At 68.4% G+C, this 21010-nt stretch carries 24 protein-coding genes; 16 read left to right on the forward strand and 8 right to left on the reverse strand.

What is annotated here, in order from left to right:
* Positions 1-73 precede the first annotated feature (73 nt).
* The 3 genes from CSEG_RS02960 to CSEG_RS02970 all read right to left on the reverse strand — a co-directional run bounded on the left by CSEG_RS02960 (position 74) and on the right by CSEG_RS02970 (position 4055).
* On the reverse strand, positions 74-2386 hold the full coding sequence (locus CSEG_RS02960; protein WP_013077780.1) for a TonB-dependent receptor: 2313 nt from the start codon (positions 2384-2386) through the stop codon (positions 74-76).
* A 108-nt stretch (positions 2387-2494) separates the two neighbouring features.
* Positions 2495-3469 carry a FecR family protein gene (locus tag CSEG_RS02965; RefSeq protein WP_013077781.1) on the reverse strand — a complete coding sequence of 325 codons (975 nt, stop codon included), beginning with the start codon at positions 3467-3469 and terminating at the stop codon, positions 2495-2497.
* 85 nt (positions 3470-3554) lie between these two features.
* On the reverse strand, positions 3555-4055 hold the full coding sequence (locus CSEG_RS02970) for an RNA polymerase sigma factor (RefSeq protein ID WP_013077782.1): 501 nt from the start codon (positions 4053-4055) through the stop codon (positions 3555-3557).
* A 395-nt stretch (positions 4056-4450) separates the two neighbouring features.
* Between CSEG_RS02970 and CSEG_RS02975 the strand changes: the two genes are divergently transcribed.
* Entirely contained in the window at positions 4451-5296 is an 846-nt protein-coding gene (locus CSEG_RS02975; protein WP_013077783.1) for an aldose 1-epimerase, read from the forward strand.
* Here CSEG_RS02975 and CSEG_RS02980 read toward each other — a convergent pair.
* Positions 5286-6593 carry a lytic murein transglycosylase gene (locus tag CSEG_RS02980; protein ID WP_013077784.1) on the reverse strand — a complete coding sequence of 436 codons (1308 nt, stop codon included), beginning with the start codon at positions 6591-6593 and terminating at the stop codon, positions 5286-5288. The two genes, CSEG_RS02975 and CSEG_RS02980, sit on opposite strands and share 11 nt — an antisense overlap.
* A gap of 202 nt (positions 6594-6795) precedes the next feature.
* Here CSEG_RS02980 and ykgO point away from each other — a divergent pair, with 202 nt between their 5' ends.
* From ykgO to CSEG_RS03010, 6 genes are all read left to right on the forward strand, one after another.
* Positions 6796-6921: a type B 50S ribosomal protein L36 gene (ykgO, locus tag CSEG_RS02985; RefSeq protein WP_004616427.1), complete on the forward strand. Its 126-nt coding sequence runs from the start codon at positions 6796-6798 to the stop codon at positions 6919-6921.
* Positions 6921-7541 (forward strand): HAD family hydrolase, encoded by a 621-nt coding sequence (locus tag CSEG_RS02990; protein WP_013077785.1) that lies wholly within the window; start codon positions 6921-6923, stop codon positions 7539-7541. Before ykgO ends, CSEG_RS02990 begins: the two co-directional genes overlap by 1 nt.
* Before the next feature lie 80 nt (positions 7542-7621).
* Positions 7622-8497: an NAD(P)-dependent oxidoreductase gene (locus tag CSEG_RS02995; protein WP_013077786.1), complete on the forward strand. Its 876-nt coding sequence runs from the start codon at positions 7622-7624 to the stop codon at positions 8495-8497.
* A gap of 74 nt (positions 8498-8571) precedes the next feature.
* Positions 8572-8841 carry a nucleoid-associated protein GapR gene (gene gapR / locus CSEG_RS03000; RefSeq protein ID WP_013077787.1) on the forward strand — a complete coding sequence of 90 codons (270 nt, stop codon included), beginning with the start codon at positions 8572-8574 and terminating at the stop codon, positions 8839-8841.
* Positions 8842-8893: 52 nt separating this feature from the next.
* Positions 8894-9262 (forward strand): hypothetical protein, encoded by a 369-nt coding sequence (locus CSEG_RS21430; RefSeq protein WP_013077788.1) that lies wholly within the window; start codon positions 8894-8896, stop codon positions 9260-9262.
* 285 nt (positions 9263-9547) lie between these two features.
* Positions 9548-10027 carry a hypothetical protein gene (locus CSEG_RS03010; protein WP_013077789.1) on the forward strand — a complete coding sequence of 160 codons (480 nt, stop codon included), beginning with the start codon at positions 9548-9550 and terminating at the stop codon, positions 10025-10027.
* 177 nt (positions 10028-10204) lie between these two features.
* Here the strand turns inward: CSEG_RS03010 and CSEG_RS23090 are convergent, their stop codons facing one another.
* Together CSEG_RS23090 and CSEG_RS03020 are read right to left on the reverse strand one after the other, a co-directional pair.
* A complete protein-coding gene (locus CSEG_RS23090; RefSeq protein ID WP_041538452.1) occupies positions 10205-10291 on the reverse strand; it encodes a hypothetical protein in 87 nt (28 codons plus the stop codon).
* A gap of 57 nt (positions 10292-10348) precedes the next feature.
* Positions 10349-11809: a sigma-54-dependent transcriptional regulator gene (locus CSEG_RS03020; protein WP_013077791.1), complete on the reverse strand. Its 1461-nt coding sequence runs from the start codon at positions 11807-11809 to the stop codon at positions 10349-10351.
* A gap of 153 nt (positions 11810-11962) precedes the next feature.
* Here CSEG_RS03020 and CSEG_RS03025 point away from each other — a divergent pair, with 153 nt between their 5' ends.
* Genes CSEG_RS03025 through CSEG_RS03035 form a run of 3 tightly spaced genes read left to right on the forward strand, consistent with a single transcriptional unit; the run spans position 11963 to position 15524 of the window.
* A complete protein-coding gene (locus CSEG_RS03025) occupies positions 11963-12334 on the forward strand; it encodes an MmcQ/YjbR family DNA-binding protein (protein ID WP_013077792.1) in 372 nt (123 codons plus the stop codon).
* A gap of 41 nt (positions 12335-12375) precedes the next feature.
* On the forward strand, positions 12376-14169 hold the full coding sequence (locus CSEG_RS03030) for a M3 family oligoendopeptidase (protein WP_013077793.1): 1794 nt from the start codon (positions 12376-12378) through the stop codon (positions 14167-14169).
* The gene (locus tag CSEG_RS03035) at positions 14169-15524 is read left to right on the forward strand and encodes an ABC1 kinase family protein (RefSeq protein ID WP_013077794.1); all 1356 of its coding nucleotides are present in this window, start codon (positions 14169-14171) and stop codon (positions 15522-15524) included. The genes CSEG_RS03030 and CSEG_RS03035 overlap by 1 nt, the downstream gene beginning before the upstream one ends.
* Here CSEG_RS03035 and CSEG_RS03040 read toward each other — a convergent pair.
* Positions 15521-16120: a hypothetical protein gene (locus CSEG_RS03040; protein ID WP_013077795.1), complete on the reverse strand. Its 600-nt coding sequence runs from the start codon at positions 16118-16120 to the stop codon at positions 15521-15523. The two genes, CSEG_RS03035 and CSEG_RS03040, sit on opposite strands and share 4 nt — an antisense overlap.
* Positions 16110-16613 carry an RNA polymerase sigma factor gene (locus tag CSEG_RS03045; protein ID WP_013077796.1) on the reverse strand — a complete coding sequence of 168 codons (504 nt, stop codon included), beginning with the start codon at positions 16611-16613 and terminating at the stop codon, positions 16110-16112. Before CSEG_RS03045 ends, CSEG_RS03040 begins: the two co-directional genes overlap by 11 nt.
* A gap of 92 nt (positions 16614-16705) precedes the next feature.
* Here CSEG_RS03045 and CSEG_RS03050 point away from each other — a divergent pair, with 92 nt between their 5' ends.
* From CSEG_RS03050 to CSEG_RS03075, 6 genes are all read left to right on the forward strand, one after another.
* Positions 16706-17179, forward strand: a complete 474-nt coding sequence (locus CSEG_RS03050) for a PaaI family thioesterase (protein WP_013077797.1) — start codon at positions 16706-16708, stop codon at positions 17177-17179.
* Positions 17180-17182: 3 nt separating this feature from the next.
* Positions 17183-18106 (forward strand): alpha/beta fold hydrolase, encoded by a 924-nt coding sequence (locus CSEG_RS03055; protein ID WP_013077798.1) that lies wholly within the window; start codon positions 17183-17185, stop codon positions 18104-18106.
* A gap of 5 nt (positions 18107-18111) precedes the next feature.
* Positions 18112-19098 carry a glycosyltransferase family 9 protein gene (locus tag CSEG_RS03060; protein ID WP_013077799.1) on the forward strand — a complete coding sequence of 329 codons (987 nt, stop codon included), beginning with the start codon at positions 18112-18114 and terminating at the stop codon, positions 19096-19098.
* A 60-nt stretch (positions 19099-19158) separates the two neighbouring features.
* On the forward strand, positions 19159-19389 hold the full coding sequence (locus tag CSEG_RS03065; RefSeq protein ID WP_013077800.1) for an aa3-type cytochrome c oxidase subunit IV: 231 nt from the start codon (positions 19159-19161) through the stop codon (positions 19387-19389).
* Between the two features lie 118 nt (positions 19390-19507).
* Positions 19508-20650, forward strand: a complete 1143-nt coding sequence (locus CSEG_RS03070; protein ID WP_167535113.1) for a Re/Si-specific NAD(P)(+) transhydrogenase subunit alpha — start codon at positions 19508-19510, stop codon at positions 20648-20650.
* A 26-nt stretch (positions 20651-20676) separates the two neighbouring features.
* Entirely contained in the window at positions 20677-21000 is a 324-nt protein-coding gene (locus CSEG_RS03075) for a proton-translocating transhydrogenase family protein (RefSeq protein ID WP_013077802.1), read from the forward strand.
* Positions 21001-21010: the final 10 nt, after the last annotated feature.

The raw sequence follows: 21010 nt of genomic DNA on the forward strand, positions 1-21010 counted from the left end.
AAGATGACGCCGCCGTCAGGCTCGCCCCTCCGATAAACTGGCAAGAAATATGTAGGCCTTGCGACGACCGCGTCTAGAAATTGGCCGAGAGGGCCAGACTCCAGGTCCGCGGGCGTTGAGGCGTCACCTGGCGCACCTGGCCGAAGCTGAACGGATTGCCGTAGGCGAAGGTGTCGCTGGAGCTGTTCCAGGGATTGCTGACGAACATCGCCGCCCGCCAGCGGTCGGTCATCACCTGGGCTGACAGCTTGCCAGTGTAGTAGCCGCCCATGGACGGCGAGTAGCGCGGGTCGAAGGTCAGGCGCGATCGGCCGATATAGCCGGTCTCGGCCGTCAGCATCATCGAGGCGTTGGCCGTCAGCGGACGATGATAGGTGATCAGGCTGCCGAACGAGACGTCGGGCACGCCGGGCAGGCTGGCCGTCGCCCCGATGCCGAAACCCGGCGCGATGCGCGTCAGCTTGGGCTCGTTGAACAGGGCGTTGCCGGACACGGTCAGGCGGCCGGTCGCTCGCCAGGCGGCCTCGATCTCGACGCCGCGGTTGCGACCGTCACCGATATTGGCGGTGTAGGACAGGCCCGAAGAGAAATACTGGTCGGTCTGGATGTCGCGCCAATCGACATAGAACAGGGCCGTGCGCAGGTTCAGGCGAGCGTTGAACGGCGTCAGGGTGGCGCCGAGCTCGTAGTTGCGCAGGTGATCGGGCCGGAACGTTCGGCGGGTTTCCGACGGGGTCACCAGGCCGCCCGAGTTGAAACCGCCGGCGCGATACCCTTCCGAGGTCAGCACGTAGATCATGCCGCCGCCGGACAGGTCTCTTTGCAATGAGATCTTCGGCGAGAAGCCGCTGAACGAGGCCTTGCGGTCGAGATCCCGCGAGACGCCCGGCGACGGCGCCAGCACGTAGGAGCGGGTATGGACGGAGGTCTTGAAGCTGCGGCCGCCCACGGCGGCCTTCCAGCCGCCGCCGAGATCGTAGCTGGCCTCGCCATAGACCGCGTATTCGTTCAGCAGGTCCTTGCGGTCCTCGTTGTAGATCGTGCGCGTGGCGTTTGAGGTCCGGACGCGGAGTTCGGCGTCGCCTTCCTCGATGCTGCTGGCGGCGAACGCGCCCACCATCCAGCGCAGCCGGCCCCGCTCGGGACCGGTGTAGAGCGCGTCCTCGATGGCCATCCGCACCCGCGAACTTTCGTCGTACAGGCCAAGCTCGAGGCCCTCTTCGGCGAATTGGGTGAGGGCCAGGGTGGCGTCGTAGCGGCTGGCGAACTTGTGGGTGACATAGCCGGTCACCGACTCGAAGCGACCCCAGTCGCCCGCGCCGCTGACCTTCAGAGAGGTCTGCCCCAGCCGGTTGCGATGATTCTCGCGCACCTGGTTGGCCCGGCGCGGACCGCCGGGAGCCAGGGTGACGTACTGGGTGTCCTTGGACGAGACGCTCTGACCGGCGGCGCCCAGCCGGACCTCCCACTCGCCGCGCTCGGCGCGCCAGGCCACGCGGCCGCCGCGGCGCGTGGTTCTGTCCACGTTCGACAGGCGCAGGTTCACATCGTCCAGATAGCCGCCGTCGACGTCATGATAGATCATGGCTCGCAAGGCCGATTGGGCGCTGGTCGGTACGTTGACCAGGCCCTCGAAGCGATAGCTGTTGGACCCGGACTCCGTGTCGGCGAAGGTGGTCCCGGCCGACGCCGCATAGACGCCGAGTTCAGGAGGGCGCGTGACGATGCGGTAGATGCCGCTCAGCGAGCCGCCGCCGTAGAGGGCGCCCTGCGGGCCGCGCAGCACCTCCACGCGATCGACGTCGATCAGCCGCAAGTCCGGATCGGGGGCGTTATAGTTGACCGGCAGATCGTCGAGATAGGTGCCCACTGTCGATTGGGTGCGCCCGGTGAAGGTGCCGTCGGAGAGGCCGCGCAGCAGGATCTTGTTGCGCGCCGCGCCCAGGTTGGTGGTGATGAAGCCGGCCGTCTGGCGCGACACCGAGGCGGTCTCGCCGACGCCGGTGTCCTGCAACTGAGGCGAGCCGATGACGCTGACGCCGCCGGGAAGGCTGCCCAGCCGCGCGGGGCGTTTGCCGGCGGTGACGATCAGCGGGGCGAGCGGCGCGACGGGTTCGACCACGGCCGGCGTGACCGGTCGGGCGACGATCTGCGGCCTGGGCGCGGGCCTGACCGGCGAGAAGCGGATCGTACGGGAATCGACGAAGGCGTAGGCGCAGCCTCGTCCCGCAATGGCGCGGTCGAGGGCCTCCCGCAGCGTGAAAGCGCCGACGAGGGGCGCTCCCGATCCGCTACAGGCGTCGACGCCGCCGACGCTCACGCCCATCCGCACGCCGAGCTCGATCAGGGTTTCCGAGGCGGTGGCCTTGCGGATATCCAGCCGCACGCGCGCATCGACGGCGGCGGCCTCACCGCGTCCGCCAAGGCCAAGTCCCAGAATACTGGCGGCGAAAAGGAGAGGGGCCCGCCTCAGGGTCGGGTCCGCCTATGCGCGTCAGTTCGAAGCGGACCTTCCGCGCAGGACAATGGCATCATCGGTCGGCGTCGCCGAAATAGGCATCAGGCTGGTCAGGCGGCGAACCATCGCATCCTGGCCATCCACGATCAATACGCCGGAAAACCGAAGTGTCGCCGTGTTTTCGCCTTCAAGGCGAATAGGGCGGTCGAAATAATGGTTCATGTCGCTGACGATCCGGCCCAAGGGCTGGTCGCGATAGATCAGTCGGCCCGAGCGCCAACCCACTTGGTCTTCGGCCGCCACGGACCGCACCGAGACCCCGGAGGCGCCTTCGACATGCTCCAGCATCTGGCCAGGGCGCAGTTGGATCGGCGTGTCATTACCGTCGGTGGAGACCTCGACCAGACCGCGCAGCACGGTGACGCTGAGCTGGCCGTCGCGGCGACGAACGTCGAACCGGGTGCCGACGACGCGCACCGTCTCGTCACCGGCGGTGATCAGGAACGGGCGGGCGCTGTCGTGCGCCACGTCGAACAGGGCTTGGCCTTCATGGACCGTGACGCGACGCGCGTCCTTCTCCAGGCGGACGGAGAGGTGGGAGTCGGTGTTCAGGTCGATGTGGGTGCCGTCGGCCAGCTGCAGGGCGCGGCTTTCGCCCTTGGCGGTGGCGTAGAGCGTATCCGGCTGTGGCAGCAGTTCGCCCCAGGGCGCGACGGTGATCGCGACGGCGGCCGCGGCGGCGGCCGCGCCCAGACCGCCCAGCCAACGCCAGTCGATCGAGAACGCCCGCTTCGCCGCGACGCGCCTGGGCTCGGCTAGTTCCCCTCGGATCGCCGAACCTCGCTGGAAGATCTCCTCGTCGACGGCCTGGATGGCGTCATACGCCTCCTGCGCGCCCGGCTCGGAGAGCCAGGCGTCGAACGCCAGCCAGTCGGTCTCGTCGACCTCCGGCCGCTGCAGGCGGGTCAGCCAATCGGCCGCCTCTTGCAGGTGCTGCGCTGACCGGCTCATCCGGCGTTGCTCCGACGAGGATCCATCATCCCCCACGGGAGAGACGTCGCCACCATGCCTCGCCCTCCATTGTCAGATGCATAGATCAACGCAGTCGCCTCGTCAGGGTCTTTAGGGCCGAGCTTATGTGCTTTTCCACCGTGCTGGTGCTGATGCCCATGCGACGCGCTGTCTCGGCGTGGCTGAGGCCCTCAAGCTTGTGCAGTTGAAAGGCATGGCGGGTCTTTTCGGGGAGGTCGTCGACGGCCTCGACCAGGGCCTTGAGCCGCTGGCGGGCGTCAACGACCTGGTCGGCCGACGGCTCGTCCGCCACCTCGTGGCCCGCCAGAACGGTGGTGTTGGCCTCGCGCCAGTCATGGTCGCGCACGCCGGAGCGCTTCTGACTACGCAGACGATCCAGCATGAGGTTCGAACCGATGCGATGAAGCAGGGCCGACGGGTTCTCCACCGTCGCGTCGGCCTCCATCGCCGTCAGCCGCAGATAAAGATCCTGAACCAGATCCTCGGCCTCAGCGCGCGAGTTCAGGCGCGCGGCGAAGAAGCGCACCAGATTGGCCCGCTTTTCCTCATACAGGCTCAACAGCACGGTCTTGTCCGAGCCTGTTGCGCTCAAAAGATCACCCGCATCGACACACCACCGTCCCCCCGATAGGCGCAGCAATATCCATCTTTTGGGCCGAAAGACGATCGTTTGTTGCGGCGTTCCGACACCGGTGTCGAAGTTCTCTCCACCTCCGAGAGACGCGCCATCTCCGAGCCTTATCGCGAAAAGCCTGCCTCACCCGCACCTTAGCGCGAATGGTTCGCAAGAAGGGCGCAAATCGTTGGGATATGGCGCTCCGATCATGTGGCGAAATGTCGCGCAGCTTGCCTAGCCATAGCGAACCAGGCGCCCGTCGCGGAGCCGCTAGCGCTCCCATCGGGCTTGGCCCACGAGACGAATGATCCTACCGATGCGCCGTCTTTTTCGGGAGCCTCCGCATGATCGCCATCGACAAGGGCCAAGCCCGCCTGACGTTCGCGCCTGAGGTCGGAGGCGCGGTGGCGCGCTTTACCGTCGACGGCCGGGACGTGCTGCGGCCCGCCGCGGCGGACACGGACGACGCCTTGATGACGGCGAGCTTCCCGCTGGTCCCCTTCTGCAATCGCATTCCCCACGGCCAGTTCGTCTTCGAAGGGCGCGAGGTCGTGCTGCCGCCGAACCTCCCCGGCCATCCGCACCCCTTGCATGGCCAGGGCTGGCGTTCAGCCTGGACGGTCGAGAAGGCCGCCGACGGCGAGGCGCTGTTGTCCTACCAGCACGCGCCGGACGCTTGGCCCTGGTCCTATCGCGCCGAGCAGCGCCTTCAGGTCCGCGAGGCCGGCTTTCGCCTCGAGCTGACGGTGACCAACACGAGCGACGCGCCGATGCCGGCGGGCCTGGGCTTCCATCCTTATTTCCCGCGCCGTCAGGGCGAGACGCTCACGGCGGCCAATGACGGCGTGTGGCTGATCGACACCGATGTCCTGCCGACCATCCATCATCCGGGGGCGTGGGAGGCCGACTGGGCCGCCGGCGCGCCCGTCGAGGGCCATGGGCTGATCGACCATTGCTACACCGGCTGGGACCAGCGAGCGGTGCTTCGCGCGCCGGGTCGGCCGGACACGGTGATCACCGCCTCGCCCGAGTGCCGCTGGTTGCACGTCTATGTGCCGCCGGGCGAGGACTTCCTGTGCGTCGAGCCGTGCGCCAGCCGGCCCAATCCCTTCGGCGAGGGCGACACGGGCATGGTGGTTCTGCAGCCCGGCGAAAGCCGTTCGATCTGGATGGAGATCGCTACGGCGTGATCCCGGCCTGGGCCTTCAGGCGGGCGACCATGTCGCTGGACAGATAGCCGTCGGCGGGCAGTTGCTGGCTCTGCTGCCAGGCGCGCAGGGCCTTGCGGGTGTTGGCGCCGATCACGCCGTCGGCGGGGCCGGGATTGAAGCCGACGCGGGCGAGGGCGATCTGGGCGGCCATCCGATCCGACAGCGACAGCGCCGTTTCCTGCGGCCAGGGCGTGACCAGCGGTCCGCCGCCGCCGAAGCGGTCCGCCAGCAGGCCGATGCCCAGCGCGTAGGATGTCGAGTTGTTGTAGGTCCGGATGGCGAAGTGGTTCGGCAGCGCCAGGAAAGCGGGGCCGGCCGCCCCCGCCGGCAGGATGAGGCCCGCCGGCTGAGCGGCGTCTGCGGCGGTCCAGGGCAGGCCGTCGGCGCGCCGCACGCCCTTCTCTTCCCACCAGGCCGGAATCTCGCGCGGGCCTTCCGCCAGCGAATAGTCGAAGCCGGCCGGCAGGATCACTTCCTTGGCCCAGCCGACGCCCGGCTTCCACCCGCCCTTGACCAGCAGGTTGGCGGCCGAGGCCAGAGAATCGGCGTCCGAGCCCCAGATGTCGCGCCGGCCGTCGCCGTCGAAATCGACCGCCGTGGCGCGGTAGCTGGAAGGGAGGAACTGGGTCTGGCCCATGGCCCCGGCCCACGAGCCCTTCAGCTGCTCGCGGGTGTCCTCGCCCGACTCGATGATCTTCAGGGCGGCGATCAGTTCGCCCTCGGCCCATGCGCGGCGGCGCCCGTCGGCGGCGAGGCTGGCCATCGAGCGGACGACGTCGAAATCGCCCTGCAGCTTGCCGAACGCCGACTCCATGGCCCAGACGGCCAGCAAGATGTCGCGCGGGACGCCATAGCGCGCCTCGATCTGCGGCAGAAAGGCCAGTTGCTCGCGCTTGGCGCGGCCGATCGCGATGCGGTCGTCGCTGATCACGCCGGCGATATAGGCGCCCACGGGCTTGGAGAACTCCGGCTGCCGGCTGTCCAGACTGATGACTCTGGGATTGGGTGTGACGCCGGAGAGCTCGCGATCGAAGACCTGCGGCGAGACACCGGCCGCGATGGCGCGGGGACGGAAGTCCGCCAGCCAGGCGTCGAAGGCCTGGGTCTCCGCGTCGACCTGCGTCTGCGGGATGGCGGGTGTCGTCGACGGCGTCTGGGGTGTTTGCGGTTGCGACGCGGGTTTGGGCGCCGGCGGGTGGGTCATCTGCGGGTGCGGAGCGGTCTCCGCGCAGCCGGCGAGCAACAGGACGAGAAAGACGCGACGATCAAGAGCCATGCGGGGAAGCTACCGGCGTTCGGACAGTGGGTTCAATCACAAGCGCGCGGGCTGGGGTAAGTTCCCTCAAACGCGCGTCAGAGCCTTGGAACGCATTGACTCAAGAGCCCGTCGCACTTATACGCACCGCCTCCGAAACACCCGGATGTTCCGGCCGCTCTCTTGGCGCGCCCGAACCTCTCCGCTGAGTACAGAGACGGTCATGAAGGTTCGCAGCTCGCTGAAGTCGCTGAAGGGTCGCCACCGCGACTGCAAGATGGTCCGCCGCAAGGGCGTCATCTACATCATCAACAAGACCGACCCGCGCTTCAAGGCCAAGCAGGGCTGATGACGGCTGCCGTGCGTCCCAGAGCCGTTCTCTGGGATGTGGGCAATGTCATCGTGCGCTGGGATCCCCGCGCACTCTACGCGAAGATCTTCAAGGAACCGGCCGATCTCGACCGGTTCCTTTCGCATGTCTGCACCCTCGATTGGCACGTCGCCCATGACCGCGGCGTCGACTTCGCCGAGAACGCCGCGCCGCTGATCGCGCGCTTTCCCGAGCACGCCGCCGAGATCCGCGCCTGGGACGAACGCTTCGACGAGATGCTGTCGGGACCGGTTCCTGAGACCGCCGTCGTGATCGAGGCCTTGGCCGCCCGCGATGTTCCCCAGTTCGCCCTGACCAACATGCCTCAGAGCAAGTGGCCCGCCGTGCAGGCTATTTCTCCGGATCACTTTGGCCTGTTCCGCGACGCGATCGTCTCGGGCGACGAGAAGGTCATCAAGCCCGATCGGCGGATCTACGAGATCGTACTGGCGCGGACGGGTCTGTCGGCCGGCGACCTGCTGTTCATCGACGACAGCGCCGCCAATATCGCCGCCGCCGACGCCTTGGGCTTCCACACCCACCACTTCACCGACCCGGCGCGGCTGCGCGGCGCGGTCGAGGCGCACGGCCTGATCTGAAGACGGTTTCCCGCCGCGCCGTGGCGTGTTGGGAAGAAGACGCCTATCTGGGGCGCGATGTAGCGATGCGGAGCCTCTCCATGAACGTCTCGATGATCGGCCTCGGCGCCATGGGCGCGGCCATGGTCCGCAATCTGCTGGGCAAGGGCGTGACCGTGACGGTCTGGAACCGCTCGCGCGCCATGGTCGACGAGCTGGCCGCCGAGGGCGCGATTCCCGCCGCCGACGTCGACGAGGCCCTCAAGGCCGACATCGTGCTGTCGATGCTGGCTCACGATCAGGCGATGCGCGAGGTTCTGGTCGACAGCGGCGCTCTGGCCCGCGCGCCCAAGGGCGTGGTCCACGTCAATCTCGCCACGATCTCGACCGCCCTGGCCGGCGAGCTGGCCGCGCTGCACGCCGAGTTGGGCCTGGGCTATGTCGCCTCTCCGGTGTTCGGTCGCCCGCCCGTCGCCCAGGCCGGCGGGCTCAACGTGCTGGCCGCCGGGGCGCCCGACGCCGTCGCGACCGCCATGCCGGTGCTCAAGATGCTGGCCGCCAAGGTCTGGCCGCTCGGCGAGGACCCGGTCCGCGCCAGCGCCCTGAAGCTGGCCGGCAACTTCATGATCGTCTCGGCCATCGAGTCGATGGGCGAAGCGGTGGCGTTGGGCGAGGCCTATGGCGTCCCAGCGCCCGAACTGCTGGATATGCTGAGCAGCACCCTGTTCGCCGCGCCGATCTACAAGATCTATGGCGGCATGATCGCCGAGCGCCGCTACACCCCGCCGGGCTTCGCCGCGGAACTGGGCCTCAAGGATGTGCGCCTCGTGCTGGACGCCGCCGAGGCCAAGGGGCTGTCGATGCCACTGGCCGACCTGGCCGAGGCGAGCCTGGAAGTGCTGCTCGACGGAGAGGACCAGGGCCTCGACCTGGCGGCCCTGGCCGAGATCGCGCGAGGACGTGTGGACGGCCGCTGAATCGCGCTTCCCAGCGGCGCGGCTTCGAACTAGGTTCCGCGCCTCCGATTTCCAGCCTTTCCGCGAGACGCCCCATGGCCGACGACGCCATTCCCCACGCCGACGTCCTGAACTCCACCGCCCAGACCCAGCTGAAGTCGATCATCGAGCGCGTCGAGCGCCTCGAGGTCGAAAAGACCGAGATCATGGAGCAGATGAAGGAAGTCTACGCCGAGGCCAAGGGCAACGGCTTCGACGTCAAGATCCTCAAGAAGGTCGTCCGCCTGCGCAAGCAGGACCGCGCCAAGCGCCAGGAAGAGGACGCGATCCTCGACCTCTATCTGTCGGCCATCGGCGAGATCTAAGTCGCTCGTTTTTCGGGTGTGTCGGCGCGCGGGGCGGGACTAGTCTCTCGACATGCGCGCCAAGCCGCCCAATCCGAAAGAGCAAGCCAAGCGGGCGGCGCTGAACGCCTTGAAGCGCGCCCGCCGCGCGGCCGAGAAGTCGGGCGTCGAGCTCTCCGAATGGGAGGGCGAGTTCCTGACCAGTGTCGCCGAGCGCGTCGAGACCTACGGTCGCGCGTTCGCCGATCCCGAAAAAGGCGCGCGGGGCCAGGCCCTGTCGGGCAACCAGGCCATCAAGCTCAGGGAAATCGTCGCCAAGGCCAAGGGCGACAGCTCCCAGGAGAAGGAGGGCGGCAAGGGCGGCCGCAAGCCGATGCGTCGGGGCGGTGGCTTCGGACGCGCCGCCCGACGCGAGACCGCGCCTTCGGACGCGGATGAGTGATCGACATCCCGCGGAGCTTGGCCATAACCCGCATAGCGGGTGATGATTTTTCCGAATCTACTCGGGATAATGTCCCGAAGGCTTACCAAAAACCCCTGTTCGCCCTTTATCGTTAAGGCCTTGGTAATCATACGGGCCGAAAATACAAACGATTGTAATGGGTTAAAGTCTTAATGGACGTGGGGTTCCGGGTCGTGCGCTCACGGCGGCCCGCCCTCGATGCGCACGGGTCCGCGGGCCCGGCACGGCGCCGAGCGAACCCTGCCATTCAGCGGATTAGGGACCATGGCGACCACCTATCAGATGCTGATGCGCCGCAAGTCGGAGCTCGAGAACCGTATGATCGAGGCGCAGCGACGCGCCCAGGCGCCGTTCGAGAGCGAACTGCGCGCCATCGTGCTGGCGCTCGACGCCCTGAAGCAGGCCGGCATGGCCGAGCGGTTGTCGTCGGGTGAGCCGGCGGCCTTCGCCGCGCCGCAGCCCAGCCGTCGGGGTCGCCGCGGCCGCACCACCCGCGACATGATCCTGATGGCCCTGGGCCAGTCGCCCGGCCTCACCGAATCCGAGATCGCTCGCCAGCTGGACCATCGTTGGAGCCGTCCGGTGACGCCGACGGCGGTTGGACGGGAGCTGGAAGCGATGGCGTCCGAGGGCCTGACGCGTCGCTCGGGTCCTGGCTGGATCCGCCTGGACCTGACCCACGCCGAAGCGTCTAGCGCCGAAGCCGAGGAAGAAGAACGCCTCAGCGTGGCGGCGGGGCACTAGGGCGACTCAGAGCGCCTCCTGGGAAGCGACACATAGGCTGACCTCCCCGGCGAACGCCGGGGCCCCGATGCGAGAACGCCCGTGTCCCGGCAGGATCACGGGCGCTTTTTTACGTCGCTTCGGCGCCATAAGATCTGGTCCGGCACTCGCCGGAAAGATCGGAACGAATGGCCCGCCTCAGCGGCGCGGGAGCTTGCCCGCCGGCCGCGCTGGCTTCAGCAGGCTTTTCAGCCGCTGTTCCCGGGAGACGGGGCGGAAGATCATCAGCGGCGCGGGCGCGCGGCCTTGCGGCGCTTGTTCGGTGTCGGTGGGGCGCATGGCTCAGCCGGCTTCCTTCAGGTCGACCTCGATGCCCTGCTCGCGAACCTTGCGATAGAGGGTCGAGCGGCCAATGCCGAGGCGGCGAGCCACCTCGCTCATGTGGCCGGCATAGACGTCGATGGCGTGCTGGATCAGGTCGCGTTCGATCTCTTCCAGGGTTCTCAGGTGGCCCCGTTCGTCCAGGATGCGGACCGGCGCGTCGGCCGCGGGCGCGGCCATGGCGGCGTGCGCGGCTTGCAGCATGGCGGCGGCGGTCGGGGTCGGCGCGGCGGGCTCCGCCGGCGCGGCCTGGCCCGAAATGGCCGGGAAGTCGTAGGGCTGCAGATAGGGCGCGTCGGAGAGGACGATGGCGCGATAGACCGCGTTCTCCAGCTGGCGGACGTTGCCCGGCCAGTCGAAGGCGGCCAGCAGTCGCATCGTCTCGGGGGCGGCGCCGATGACGCGCTTGCCTTCCTCGACGTTGAAGCGACGGATGAAGGCCTCGACCAGGGCGGGGATGTCCTCGCGCCGCTCGCGCAGGGACGGGGCCTCGATCGGGAAGACGTTCAGGCGGTAGTAGAGGTCTTCGCGGAAACGGCCGGCCGAAACGGCCTGGGCCAGGTCGCGGTTGGTCGCCGAGACGATCCGGACGTCGACCTTGAGCGAGCGCTTGGAGCCGATCGGGTCGATCTCGCCTTCCTGCAGGGCGCGCAGCAGCTTGACCTGCACGTCCAGCGGAAGTTCGCCGACTTCGTCGAGGAACAGGGTGCCGCCGTCGGCTTCCTTGAACTTGCCCAGGTGCTTGTCGGTGGCGCCGGTGAAGCTGCCCTTCTCGTGGCCGAACAGGATCGACTCCACGAGGTTCTCGGGGATGGCGCCGCAGTTGACGGCCACGAACGGCTTGCCGGCGCGGTCGGACGAGCCGTGCACCGCGCGAGCGATCAGCTCCTTGCCGACGCCGCTTTCGCCGGTGATCAGAACGGGGATGGCGCTCTTGGCCGCGCGTTCGCCCATGCGCTTGACCAGGCTCATGGCCGGCGAGGCGCCGATCAGGTCCGAGAAGGTGGTCTTGCCGACCGCGCGCTTGGTCAGCCGCTCGACCTCGCCCTTCAGGTCGCCCATCGACAGGACGTTGCGGATCGAGACGGTGATGCGCTCCGGGCTGGCCGGCTTGATGAAGAAGTCGCTGGCCCCGGCCTGCATGGCCTTGACCACGGTGTCGACGCCGCCGCTGGCGGTCAGAACGATGACGGGTTGGGAAAAGCCGCGGGCGCGCATTTCCTTCAGCGCGTCCTGGCCCGAAAGGCCGGGCATGACCAGGTCCAGCAGCACCACGTCGGCGGGCGCGCCCGAGGTCAGGTGCGCGATCGCCGCGTCGCCGCTGTCGGCGTGCGAGACCGCGAAACCGTCGCGCTCGAGCACCGCCTGAATCAATCGACGTTGGGTCGGGTCGTCATCGACGACCAGCACCGTCTTGGTCATTGGGCACATCCACCAGAACCGGCCACGCCCACGTGGAGCGAGGCTCTTGTTGGTTCAGAGTGATACACTCACGGGGTAAACACCGGCTTTCGGAGAGGTGTCGCGAACCTTAAGGTTTAGGCTTAACAGGGTCTTACGCGGGGAGCGTGCGTGATGGACATGGAAGCCGCGGCCAAGCTCGCGATGGCCCTGCCGGAGGTCGCCGGCGGAACCGGCGAGACGGGACAGGTCGGTTTCGAGGTCGGGGGCAAGGGCCTGGCCTGGGGCTATGTGGCGCGTCCCGCCCCCAAGGCCGCGCGCGTGCTCGTTCCCGGGGTTCTGGCCGTCCGCTGCGCCAAGGAGACCAAGGCCATGCTGCTGGAGGCCGCGCCCGACCGCTTCTTCACCGACGACCACTACCGGAACTATCCCGCCGTGCTGGTGCGCCTCGAGGCGATCGAGGCCGACGAGCTGGAGGGCCTGCTGCGCGGAGCTTGGAAGACCGTGGCGCCGACCGCCGTCAAGAAACGCCATCCGCACGTTTGACGCATTGCGCGGGCGGGGGGCGGAGGCCTATCTGCTGAGCCATGAACGCGCCCTTCAAGCCCGACGCTCCGCCCGAATGGAACCTGGCCGACCTTTATGTCGGCCGCGACGATCCGCGCATCGAGACCGACCTCTCCGCCGCCAGGGCCGCCAATGACGAGCTGGCGTCGCTGGAGGGCATGTTCCTGGAGGCCCGCAAGGAGCCCCAGCGCCTGGGCGTCCTGCTGGATCGCGGGATCACGCTCTATGAGCAGGCGACCAACGGCCTGTGGGGCGTCGGCGCCTACGCCGCCCTTGCGGCTTCCGTGGCGCGGGACGATCCGGCCTGGGCCAAGTTCGAGGCCGACCTGCGGGCTCGCTCCTCTCAGATCGCCGCCGAGAGCCTGTTCTTCACGCTGGAGCTGAACCAGCTAGAGGACGGCGAGATCGCCAAGGCGCTGGACGCCCATCCCGAGGCCGCCCGCTGGGCGCCGTGGCTGCGCCGCGTGCGCCTGTCGCGGCCGCACGAGCTGTCGCCGGAGCTGGAGCGCTTCATCGTCGACAAGGCCCCGGCCGTCGCCAACTGGGTGCGCCTGTGGGACGAGACCCTGGCCAAGCTCACCGCCAGCGTCGGCGACGAGAGCCTGACCTTGTCCGAGGCGCTGAACCGCCTGTCCGACCCCGATGTCGCGCGCCGTAAGGCCGCCGCCGACGGCCTGGCCAAGGCGCTGGAAGACCGCGCTTCCACCCAGGCCCTGGCGCTGAACACCCTGGCCTTCGAAAAGCAGGTCGAGGATCGCTGGCGGCGCTACGAGACGCCCGCCCAGTCGCGCCACCTGGCCAACGAGGTCGACGGCGAGGCGGTGGACGCTCTGGAGCAGGCGGTGGTCGAGGCCTATCCGCGCCTGTCGCACCGCTACTACGCCCTGAAGGCCAAGGTCATGGGCCTGAAGACGCTGGACTACTGGGACCGCAACGCGCCCCTGACCGCCGCCGCTCCGCGCGCCTACGCCTGGGACGAGGCCAAGGGCATGGTGCTGGAGAGCTTCCAGGATCTGGCGCCGAAGTTCGCTGACGCGGCCCGCGTGTTCTTCGACCGACCCTGGATTGATGCAAGGCCGCGTCCGGGCAAGCAGTCGGGCGCCTTCGCCCACCCGGTCACCGCCGATCGCCACCCGTTCGTGTTCATGAACTACATGGGCGAGCGGCGGGACGTGCTGACCCTGGCGCATGAGCTGGGCCACGCGGTCCACCAGACCCTGTGCCAGCCGCTCGGCACCCTGCTGGCCGATACGCCCCTGACCCTGGCCGAGACGGCGTCGATCTTCGGCGAGGGCCTGGTTTTCGACCGCCTGCTGGCCGAGACTTCGCCCGAGGACCGCAAGGGCCTGCTGGCCGGCAAGATCGAGGACGGGCTCAACACCGTCGTCCGCCAGATCGCCTTCCACCGCTTTGAGCGCCGCTTCCATGAGGCGCGGCTGGAGGGCGAGCTGTCGCCTGACCAGATCGGGGTCCTGTGGCTGGACGTGATGGGCGAAAGCCTTGGGCCCGCCGTGAAGCTGAACGACGGCTATGAGCACTACTGGGCCTATGTCAGCCACTTCTGCCACGCGCCCTTCTACGTCTACGCCTATGCGTTCGGGGATCTGCTGGTGCGCGGACTGATGGAGAAGCGTCGCGAAGATCCGGCGGCGTTCGCGCCGCTCTACGAGGAGCTGCTCGCCGCGGGGGGCACGCGTACCTATGTAGAGGCCTTGAAGCCGTTCGGTCTGAACCCTCGCGACAAGGCGTTCTGGGCCGCCGGCTGCGCCCAGCTGGAACGGCTGGTCGACGAATTCGAGGCTTTGGTGACCTGATGGCCGACGACATCCGCGACCCCGAACGCGACCGGCTTTCCGGCCGGCTCTCGCGCTTCGCCAAGGTGGGCGCGGGCTTGTCGGGCGCGGCGGTGTCGTATGGCGCCAACCGGATGTTCGGCGGCGACGAGGCCGACGCCCGCAACGCCAAGGCGCTGAAGGCGGCGCTGGGCGGCCTCAAGGGGCCGCTGATGAAGGCGGCGCAGATGTTCGCCACGGTGCCGGACCTCTTGCCGCCCGAGTTCGCCAAGGAGCTGGCCGAGCTGCAGACCAACGCGCCGGCCATGGGCTGGCCGTTCGTGCGGCGGCGGATGGCGGCCGAGCTGGGCGCGGACTGGCAGACCAAGTTCGCCAGCTTCGAGCACGAGGCCGCCGCGGCCGCCTCGCTGGGGCAGGTGCACCGCGCCACGACCCACGACGGCCGGGCCCTGGCCGTGAAGCTGCAATATCCGGACATGCAGAGCGCGGTCGAAAGCGACCTCGGCCAGCTGCGCGCGCTGATCAACCTCTTCAAGCGGATGGACGGCTCGATCGATCCGTCGGAGATGATCGTCGAGATCGGCGATCGTCTGCGCGAGGAGCTGGACTACGGCCGTGAGGCCAAGCTGATGGCTCTCTACGCAAACTTCTTCGCGGGCCGCGAGACGATCCGTACGCCCACCCCCGTGCCGGAGCTGTCCACCGGGCGCCTGCTGTCGATGACCTGGCTGGACGGTCAGGGGCTGCTGGCCTTCAAGACCGCGCCGCAGGAGGTCCGCGACCACATCGCCGCCCTGCTGTTCGAGGCCTGGTGGAGCCCGATGACCCACCTGGGCATCATCCACGGCGACCCGCATCTCGGAAACTACACCTTCGCCGGAGAGGGCGCGTCGCACCTGAACCTGCTGGACTTCGGCTGCATCCGCATCTTCCCGCCTAAGTTCGTGGCCGGGGTGGTGCGGCTCTATCGGGCCCTGTCGAACGACGACCGCGCCGAGCAGATCGAGGCCTATCGCACCTGGGGCTTTACGGGGCTGACGGACGAACTGGTCGACACGCTCAATGTCTGGGCTCGCTTCATCTATGGGCCGCTGCTGGACGATCGTGTCCGCACGGTCGCCGACGATGTCCCACCTGGCGAGTATGGCCGCCGCGAGGCCTTCAAGGTGCGCCAGGCCCTGAAGGCGGTCGGCGGCGTGACCATCCCGCGCGAGTTCGTGTTCATGGACCGCGCCGCCATCGGCCTGGGCGCGGCCTTCCTGCACCTGGGCGCGCGGCACAATTGGAAGGCGCTGTTCGAGGCGTCGCTCGAAGGCTTCTCGGAAGAGGCCGTGGCCGAGCGGCAGGCCAGGGCGCTGGCGGCGGTGGGCGTCTAGCCCTCATATTCCTCCAGCAACGCCTCCAGCCGCCGTTGCTCGGGCTTCATCACCCAGTGGTAGCGGGCGGCGTTCCAGCCGACGCTGGCGATCAGGGCCACGCCGAACACCAGCAGCATCTGCCAGCTGTTGCGCTCCGTCGCCTTGCCCACCTCTTGAAGCTGGCCGACCCCGATCACCATCGGAACCAGGAACACCGGCAGCATCATCCAGAAGATCTTCATGTTGGTCCGCGCGCGGCGGTTGGAGGCCAGCATGGCCTTGAGCGTGTCGAGGACCGCTGACTCTCCGGGCTCGCGGCGATGGCGCAGCAGCACGCCCGCGACGAACACGCCCAGCAACACCAGCCAGCACACCGCCATCATCGCCAGGGCGCCCCATTCGCGGGCCACGTCCATGCGGCCCGCCGCGATCGTTCGGACCATGATGACGGTGAAGATCGTCATGGCGGTGGCGGGGACGGCGAACAGCAGGGTCTCGCCCCGGCGGCGAGCTTTCAGAGTGCGCATCAGGATCTCCATCAGATAGGCCCGGGCCTTGTCGTCGGGCGTGTTGGCGGGCGACCGCCAGGCGGCTTCGAGACGTTCAAACTCCATGATCGGCCTCCTCCACGAGGCTGGCGACGCGTTGGCGGATGCGCGTCAGCCGCGCCCCGACATTGGTTTCCGACAGGCCGTGCAGGCGGGCGATCTCGGCGTAGGAGAGGCCGTCCAGCGACAGCAGGATCAGGGATCGGTCCACCGGCGGCAGCTGGCGGATGGCGGCGTAGAGCCGTTCCAGCAGTTCGCCCTGCGGATCGGTCCCGGCCTCGCGCTTGACGAGCTCGGCCTCGATCGCGACGCCGCGCAGCCGCCGGCGCGCCTCGCCCCGTCGCCAGGTGAGGGCGGCGTTGTGCGCCACGCGGTGGGCGAAGGTGCCTGTCGCGCTCTCGGCGCGGAACCTTGGCCGGGCCTTCCACAGCGCCAGGATCATCTCCTGCAGCAGGTCGCTGTGATCGGCGGGATCGGCGAAGGCGCGCGCCGTCCGGTACAGCATCGACAGATGCGGCGCCAGCCAGTCGGCGAAGTCCTTGTCGATGTCCCGGCTCATGGGCCCCCCGTTTCGAAGAGGTTAGACGCCGGCCGGTTTGCCGTCCTTACGGAAGGCTTCCCCTTTTTTCAAACGATCGTTAGCCTGACCATATGTCCGACGACCTGACAGACGCCCAGACCGCGGCGATCCCCGAAGGCTTTTCCCAGCTGAACTGGTCCCGCGGCTTCGGCCGGCAGATCGGGCCGTTGTTCGAGCAACGCGAAGGGCCGGGCGAGGCGCGGTTGGCCTTCCGGGTCGAGGAGCATCACACCAACGGCCTGGGCAACTGCCACGGCGGCATGCTGATGAGCTTCGCCGACATGGCCTGGGGGCGGATCATCTCGCTGCAAAAGTCCTACAGCTGGGTGACGGTCCGGCTGATGTGCGACTTCCTCTCCGGCGCCAAGCTGGGTGACTGGGTGGAGGGCGAGGGCGAGCTGATCGCCGAGGAGGACCTGGTCTTCACCGTGCGCGGCCGCATCTGGTGCGGCGAGCGCACCCTGATCACCGGCACCGGCATCTTCAAGGCGCTGAGCCCGCGCAAGCCGCGTCCGGGCGAGCTGGCCTACAAGGAAGAGGCGTAAGCGATGGCCGACGATCAGGCCGCGCCCGCCTCGCTGCTGGCGCCGTTTCACGGAAAGGCCCCGCCCGCGCCGGCCTGGTTCGACGCCGCTATCGCCCAGTCTCCGGAGCGATCGACGATTTCCGTGGAAGGCGCGACCATCGAGCTGCTGACCTGGGGCGAGGTCGGCAAGCCGGGCTTGCTGTTCCTGCACGGCAACGGCGCCCACGCCGACTGGTGGAGCTTCATCGCCCCGTTCTTCGCGAAAGACTGGCGGGTGGCGGCGATCTCGTGGTCGGGCATGGGCGGCAGCGACTGGCGCGAGGCCTACAGCGCCGAGCTGTTCGCGTCGGAAATCTTCGCCGCCGTCGAGGCGGCCGGTCTAGAGGCGGGCGGGGTCAAGCCGATCGTGGTCGGCCACTCGTTCGGCGGCTTTCCAACCCTCTACTGCGCCGCGCGCCATCCCGAGCGCCTGCGCGGGGCGATCATGGTCGACAGCAGCATCCAGCCGCCGCACAAACGCTGGAAGGGTCCGCCGCCCCGCTCCGGCCAGGGCATGCGCGCCTATCCAACCCTTGAGGAAGCCCTGACGCGGTTCCGACTGGCGCCGCCGCAGCCCTGCGAAAACCTCTACATCGCCGATTTCATCGCGCGCCGGTCTCTGAAGGCGGTCGAGGACGGCTGGACCTGGAAGTTCGATCCGGACCTCTGGCACAATTTCCGCATGCCCGATCTTGGGGCGCTGTTGCCCGAGATCGCCTGTCCGGCCGCCTTGATGTGGGGCGAGCGCTCGAACCTGATGCACGTCGAGACCTTGGACTATATGCTCGCGCAAATGCCCGAGGACGTGTTGCTCTTGCCCATTCCCGACGCCGACCACCACGTGATGATCGACCAGCCCCTGGCCTTCGTGGCCGGGCTTCGCGGACTGCTGGCGGCCTGGGCCTGACGGCCATGACCGGTCCTGTTCTTATCTATGCGCCCGATCGTGGGATCGGCGACCTGATGTGGCATCTGCCGACCATCCGCGCCATCGCGGCGACGACGCCGGAGGGCCAGGTCGTGCTGGTGGCGCGGCCGTCGAGCCGAGCGGCCGAGGTGCTGAAGGTCGAGCCGTCCGTCGCCCGGGTGCTGTACGCGCCGCACTACAAGGACAAGCTCAAGGGTGTCCGCGAGACGCTCGACTTCTTCCGTCTGTGCAAGGCCGAGACGCCGCGCGCGGTCTGGATCCTGGAGAAGATCGATCGACCGGCCATCGCCGCCTTCCTGGCTGGCGTGCCCGAGCGCCGAGGCTTTGGCCTGGGGCACGGACAGGAGCGGTTCCTGAGCAAGGGGCCCTACCTGCCCAAGTCCATGCGTCCGGCGCACCGGATCGACAAGCTCGCCGCCTTCGAGGCCGCGCATGGCCTGGCGGTCGCAAGCCGGGAGCCCGCGCTCAAGCTGGACCCGCAGGCCGTCGAGGCCGTGAAAGCGCGCTACGCCGGCCATCCGGGTCCTTGGCTGTGCCTGGGGATCGGGGCCAGCGAGCCGGCGCGCACCTGGCCGGCCGAGCGCTTCGCCGAGACCGCGCGCCAGGTCGCCGACCTGTTCGGGACCGTGTTCTGGGTCGGTGGGCCGCACGAGGCGGAGATCGCCCGGGCGGCGATCGGCGACCTGCCGAACAACATCGTCGCCTGCGACCTGCCGCTCGACCAGTCAGCCGCCCTGATCGCCCTGTCGGCGGGATTCCTCGGCAACGACTCGGGCGCGCTCAACGTCGCCGCCGCCGTGGGGACGCCGTGTGTCGGCCTGATGGGCACCGCGCCCGTGCCGGCCTATTCGCGCTGGCTTACGCGCCTCGACGGCGGGGAAGGGCGAATCGGCGACATCACCGTCGATCAGGCCGTCCAAGCCGTGCGCGCGCGCTTTGCCGCGGAGACCTGGGGCAATTCGGACGCTTGAGCCCCGGCGGCCCGCGTTGTATCGGGCGAAGGCGTAATTCTTTTCCACTGAGGACGACACATGGCCGGCGACTATCACCGCGGTGAAATGGACATCTCTGAGCAAGCAGCGACCTACGACGCTTTCGGCAAGATGACGAAGTGGGGTTCGCTGGCCGTCGCGGTCCTGCTGCTGTTCATCACCCTGCTGTTCTGCACGCCGGCCGGTTTCATTGGTAGCGCTATCGCCGCCGTCGTGCTGCTGGCCCTGGGTATTGTGCTGCTTCGCGAAAAGCCCGCTCCGGCCCACTGACACCGGTAGACATCGGCATATTTTTTCCCTGACCTGCACGTCACGCCTCGACAAGAGGCAAGACTATCCCCTACAGAGCGCCTCATCCTGGTGAGGAAACAGCGCTCTGGGGAGGGGTATGCCGATGGCCGTCATCGCCGTCACGAAAGAAACCCGCGCGAACGAGACGCGGGTCGCGGCCACGCCTGAAACCGTCAAGAAGCTCGGCGCGGCCGGCTTCTCGGTGGTCGTGCAGGCGGGCGCCGGGACGGCCGCGTCCTATCCGGACGCCGACTACGAGGCGGCGGGCGCCAAGATCGCCAAGACCGCCAAGGACGCGATCAAGGACGCCGACGTCCTGTTCAAGGTCCGCGCGCCGGAAGCCGCCGAGATCGCGGCCCTGAAGAGCGGCGCGATCGTCGCCGCCGCGCTCAATCCCTACCAGGACAAGGAGACGCTGGACGCCCTGGCCAAGGCCGGCGCGACCGCGATCGCCATGGAGTTCATCCCGCGCATCACCCGCGCCCAGGTGATGGACATGCTCTCCAGCCAGGCCAACCTCGCCGGCTATCGCGCCGTGATCGAGGGCGCCGAAGCCTACGGCAAGGCCCTGCCGATGATGATGACCGCCGCCGGCACCGTCGCCGCGGCCAAGGTGTTCATCATGGGCGTGGGCGTCGCCGGCCTGCAGGCCATCGCCACCGCCCGTCGCCTCGGCGCGGTCGTGACCGCCACCGACGTGCGCCCTGCCACCAAGGAACAGGTCGAGAGCCTGGGCGCCAAGTTCCTGGCCGTCGAGGACGAGGAGTTCAAGAACGCCCAGACCGCCGGCGGCTACGCCAAGGAGATGTCCAAGGAGTACCAGGCCAAGCAGGCCGAGCTGGTCTCCAGCCACATCGCCAAGCAGGACATCGTCATCACCACGGCCCTGATCCCGGGCCGCCCCGCGCCGAAGCTGGTCAGCGCGGCCCAGGTGGCCTCGATGCGCGCGGGCTCGATCCTGGTCGATCTGGCCATCGAGCAGGGCGGCAATGTCGAAGGGGCCAAGCTGAACGAGACGGTCCTGACGCCGAACGGCGTGAAGATCCTCGGCCATGCCAACCTGCCCGGCCGTATCGCCACCGACGCCAGCGCGCTCTACGCGCGCAACCTGGTGGCCCTGTCGGCCCTGTTCACGAACAAGGAAGGCGTCTTCGCCCCCGACTTCGAGGACGAGATCCTCAAGGCCGCCGTCGTCACCCTAGGTGGCGCGATCGTCCATCCGAACCTGAAGACCGCCTAACTCCAACATCGAAAGGGAGGCCCCTCATGGAAGCCGTCGACCCCACCGTGTTCCGTCTGGCGATCTTCGTGCTCGCCATCTTCGTCGGCTACTACGTGGTCTGGAGCGTGACGCCCGCGCTGCACACGCCGCTGATGGCCGTGACCAACGCCATCTCGTCGGTGATCATCGTCGGCGCCCTGCTGGCCGCCGCGGCGCATGGCGCGGCCGGTGAAGCCGTCACGGGCTCGACCTGGATCTCCAAGGGGGCCGGCGCGATCGCCGCGGCCTTCGCGGCGGTCAACATCTTCGGCGGCTTCTTGGTCACCCAGCGCATGCTGGCGATGTACAAGAAGAAAGAGAAGAAGTGAGCGGGACTAG

This window comes from Caulobacter segnis ATCC 21756, from assembly GCF_000092285.1.
GTDB classification, from domain to species: domain Bacteria; phylum Pseudomonadota; class Alphaproteobacteria; order Caulobacterales; family Caulobacteraceae; genus Caulobacter; species Caulobacter segnis.

What these genes read in the sequence shown, in the direction of transcription:
- CSEG_RS02965 (WP_013077781.1), bottom strand. Translation starts at nt 3,469, where the DNA reads ATGAGCCGGTCAGCGCAGCACCTGCAAGAGGCGGCCGATTGGCTGACC.
- CSEG_RS02975 (WP_013077783.1), top strand. Translation starts at nt 4,451, where the DNA reads ATGATCGCCATCGACAAGGGCCAAGCCCGCCTGACGTTCGCGCCTGAG.
- CSEG_RS02980 (WP_013077784.1), bottom strand. Translation starts at nt 6,593, where the DNA reads ATGGCTCTTGATCGTCGCGTCTTTCTCGTCCTGTTGCTCGCCGGCTGC.
- ykgO (WP_004616427.1), top strand. Translation starts at nt 6,796, where the DNA reads ATGAAGGTTCGCAGCTCGCTGAAGTCGCTGAAGGGTCGCCACCGCGAC.
- CSEG_RS02990 (WP_013077785.1), top strand. Translation starts at nt 6,921, where the DNA reads ATGACGGCTGCCGTGCGTCCCAGAGCCGTTCTCTGGGATGTGGGCAAT.
- CSEG_RS02995 (WP_013077786.1), top strand. Translation starts at nt 7,622, where the DNA reads ATGAACGTCTCGATGATCGGCCTCGGCGCCATGGGCGCGGCCATGGTC.
- gapR (WP_013077787.1), top strand. Translation starts at nt 8,572, where the DNA reads ATGGCCGACGACGCCATTCCCCACGCCGACGTCCTGAACTCCACCGCC.
- CSEG_RS21430 (WP_013077788.1), top strand. Translation starts at nt 8,894, where the DNA reads ATGCGCGCCAAGCCGCCCAATCCGAAAGAGCAAGCCAAGCGGGCGGCG.
- CSEG_RS03010 (WP_013077789.1), top strand. Translation starts at nt 9,548, where the DNA reads ATGGCGACCACCTATCAGATGCTGATGCGCCGCAAGTCGGAGCTCGAG.
- CSEG_RS23090 (WP_041538452.1), bottom strand. Translation starts at nt 10,291, where the DNA reads ATGATCTTCCGCCCCGTCTCCCGGGAACAGCGGCTGAAAAGCCTGCTG.
- CSEG_RS03020 (WP_013077791.1), bottom strand. Translation starts at nt 11,809, where the DNA reads ATGACCAAGACGGTGCTGGTCGTCGATGACGACCCGACCCAACGTCGA.
- CSEG_RS03025 (WP_013077792.1), top strand. Translation starts at nt 11,963, where the DNA reads ATGGACATGGAAGCCGCGGCCAAGCTCGCGATGGCCCTGCCGGAGGTC.
- CSEG_RS03030 (WP_013077793.1), top strand. Translation starts at nt 12,376, where the DNA reads ATGAACGCGCCCTTCAAGCCCGACGCTCCGCCCGAATGGAACCTGGCC.
- CSEG_RS03035 (WP_013077794.1), top strand. Translation starts at nt 14,169, where the DNA reads ATGGCCGACGACATCCGCGACCCCGAACGCGACCGGCTTTCCGGCCGG.
- CSEG_RS03040 (WP_013077795.1), bottom strand. Translation starts at nt 16,120, where the DNA reads ATGGAGTTTGAACGTCTCGAAGCCGCCTGGCGGTCGCCCGCCAACACG.
- CSEG_RS03045 (WP_013077796.1), bottom strand. Translation starts at nt 16,613, where the DNA reads ATGAGCCGGGACATCGACAAGGACTTCGCCGACTGGCTGGCGCCGCAT.
- CSEG_RS03050 (WP_013077797.1), top strand. Translation starts at nt 16,706, where the DNA reads ATGTCCGACGACCTGACAGACGCCCAGACCGCGGCGATCCCCGAAGGC.
- CSEG_RS03055 (WP_013077798.1), top strand. Translation starts at nt 17,183, where the DNA reads ATGGCCGACGATCAGGCCGCGCCCGCCTCGCTGCTGGCGCCGTTTCAC.
- CSEG_RS03060 (WP_013077799.1), top strand. Translation starts at nt 18,112, where the DNA reads ATGACCGGTCCTGTTCTTATCTATGCGCCCGATCGTGGGATCGGCGAC.
- CSEG_RS03065 (WP_013077800.1), top strand. Translation starts at nt 19,159, where the DNA reads ATGGCCGGCGACTATCACCGCGGTGAAATGGACATCTCTGAGCAAGCA.
- CSEG_RS03070 (WP_167535113.1), top strand. Translation starts at nt 19,508, where the DNA reads ATGCCGATGGCCGTCATCGCCGTCACGAAAGAAACCCGCGCGAACGAG.
- CSEG_RS03075 (WP_013077802.1), top strand. Translation starts at nt 20,677, where the DNA reads ATGGAAGCCGTCGACCCCACCGTGTTCCGTCTGGCGATCTTCGTGCTC.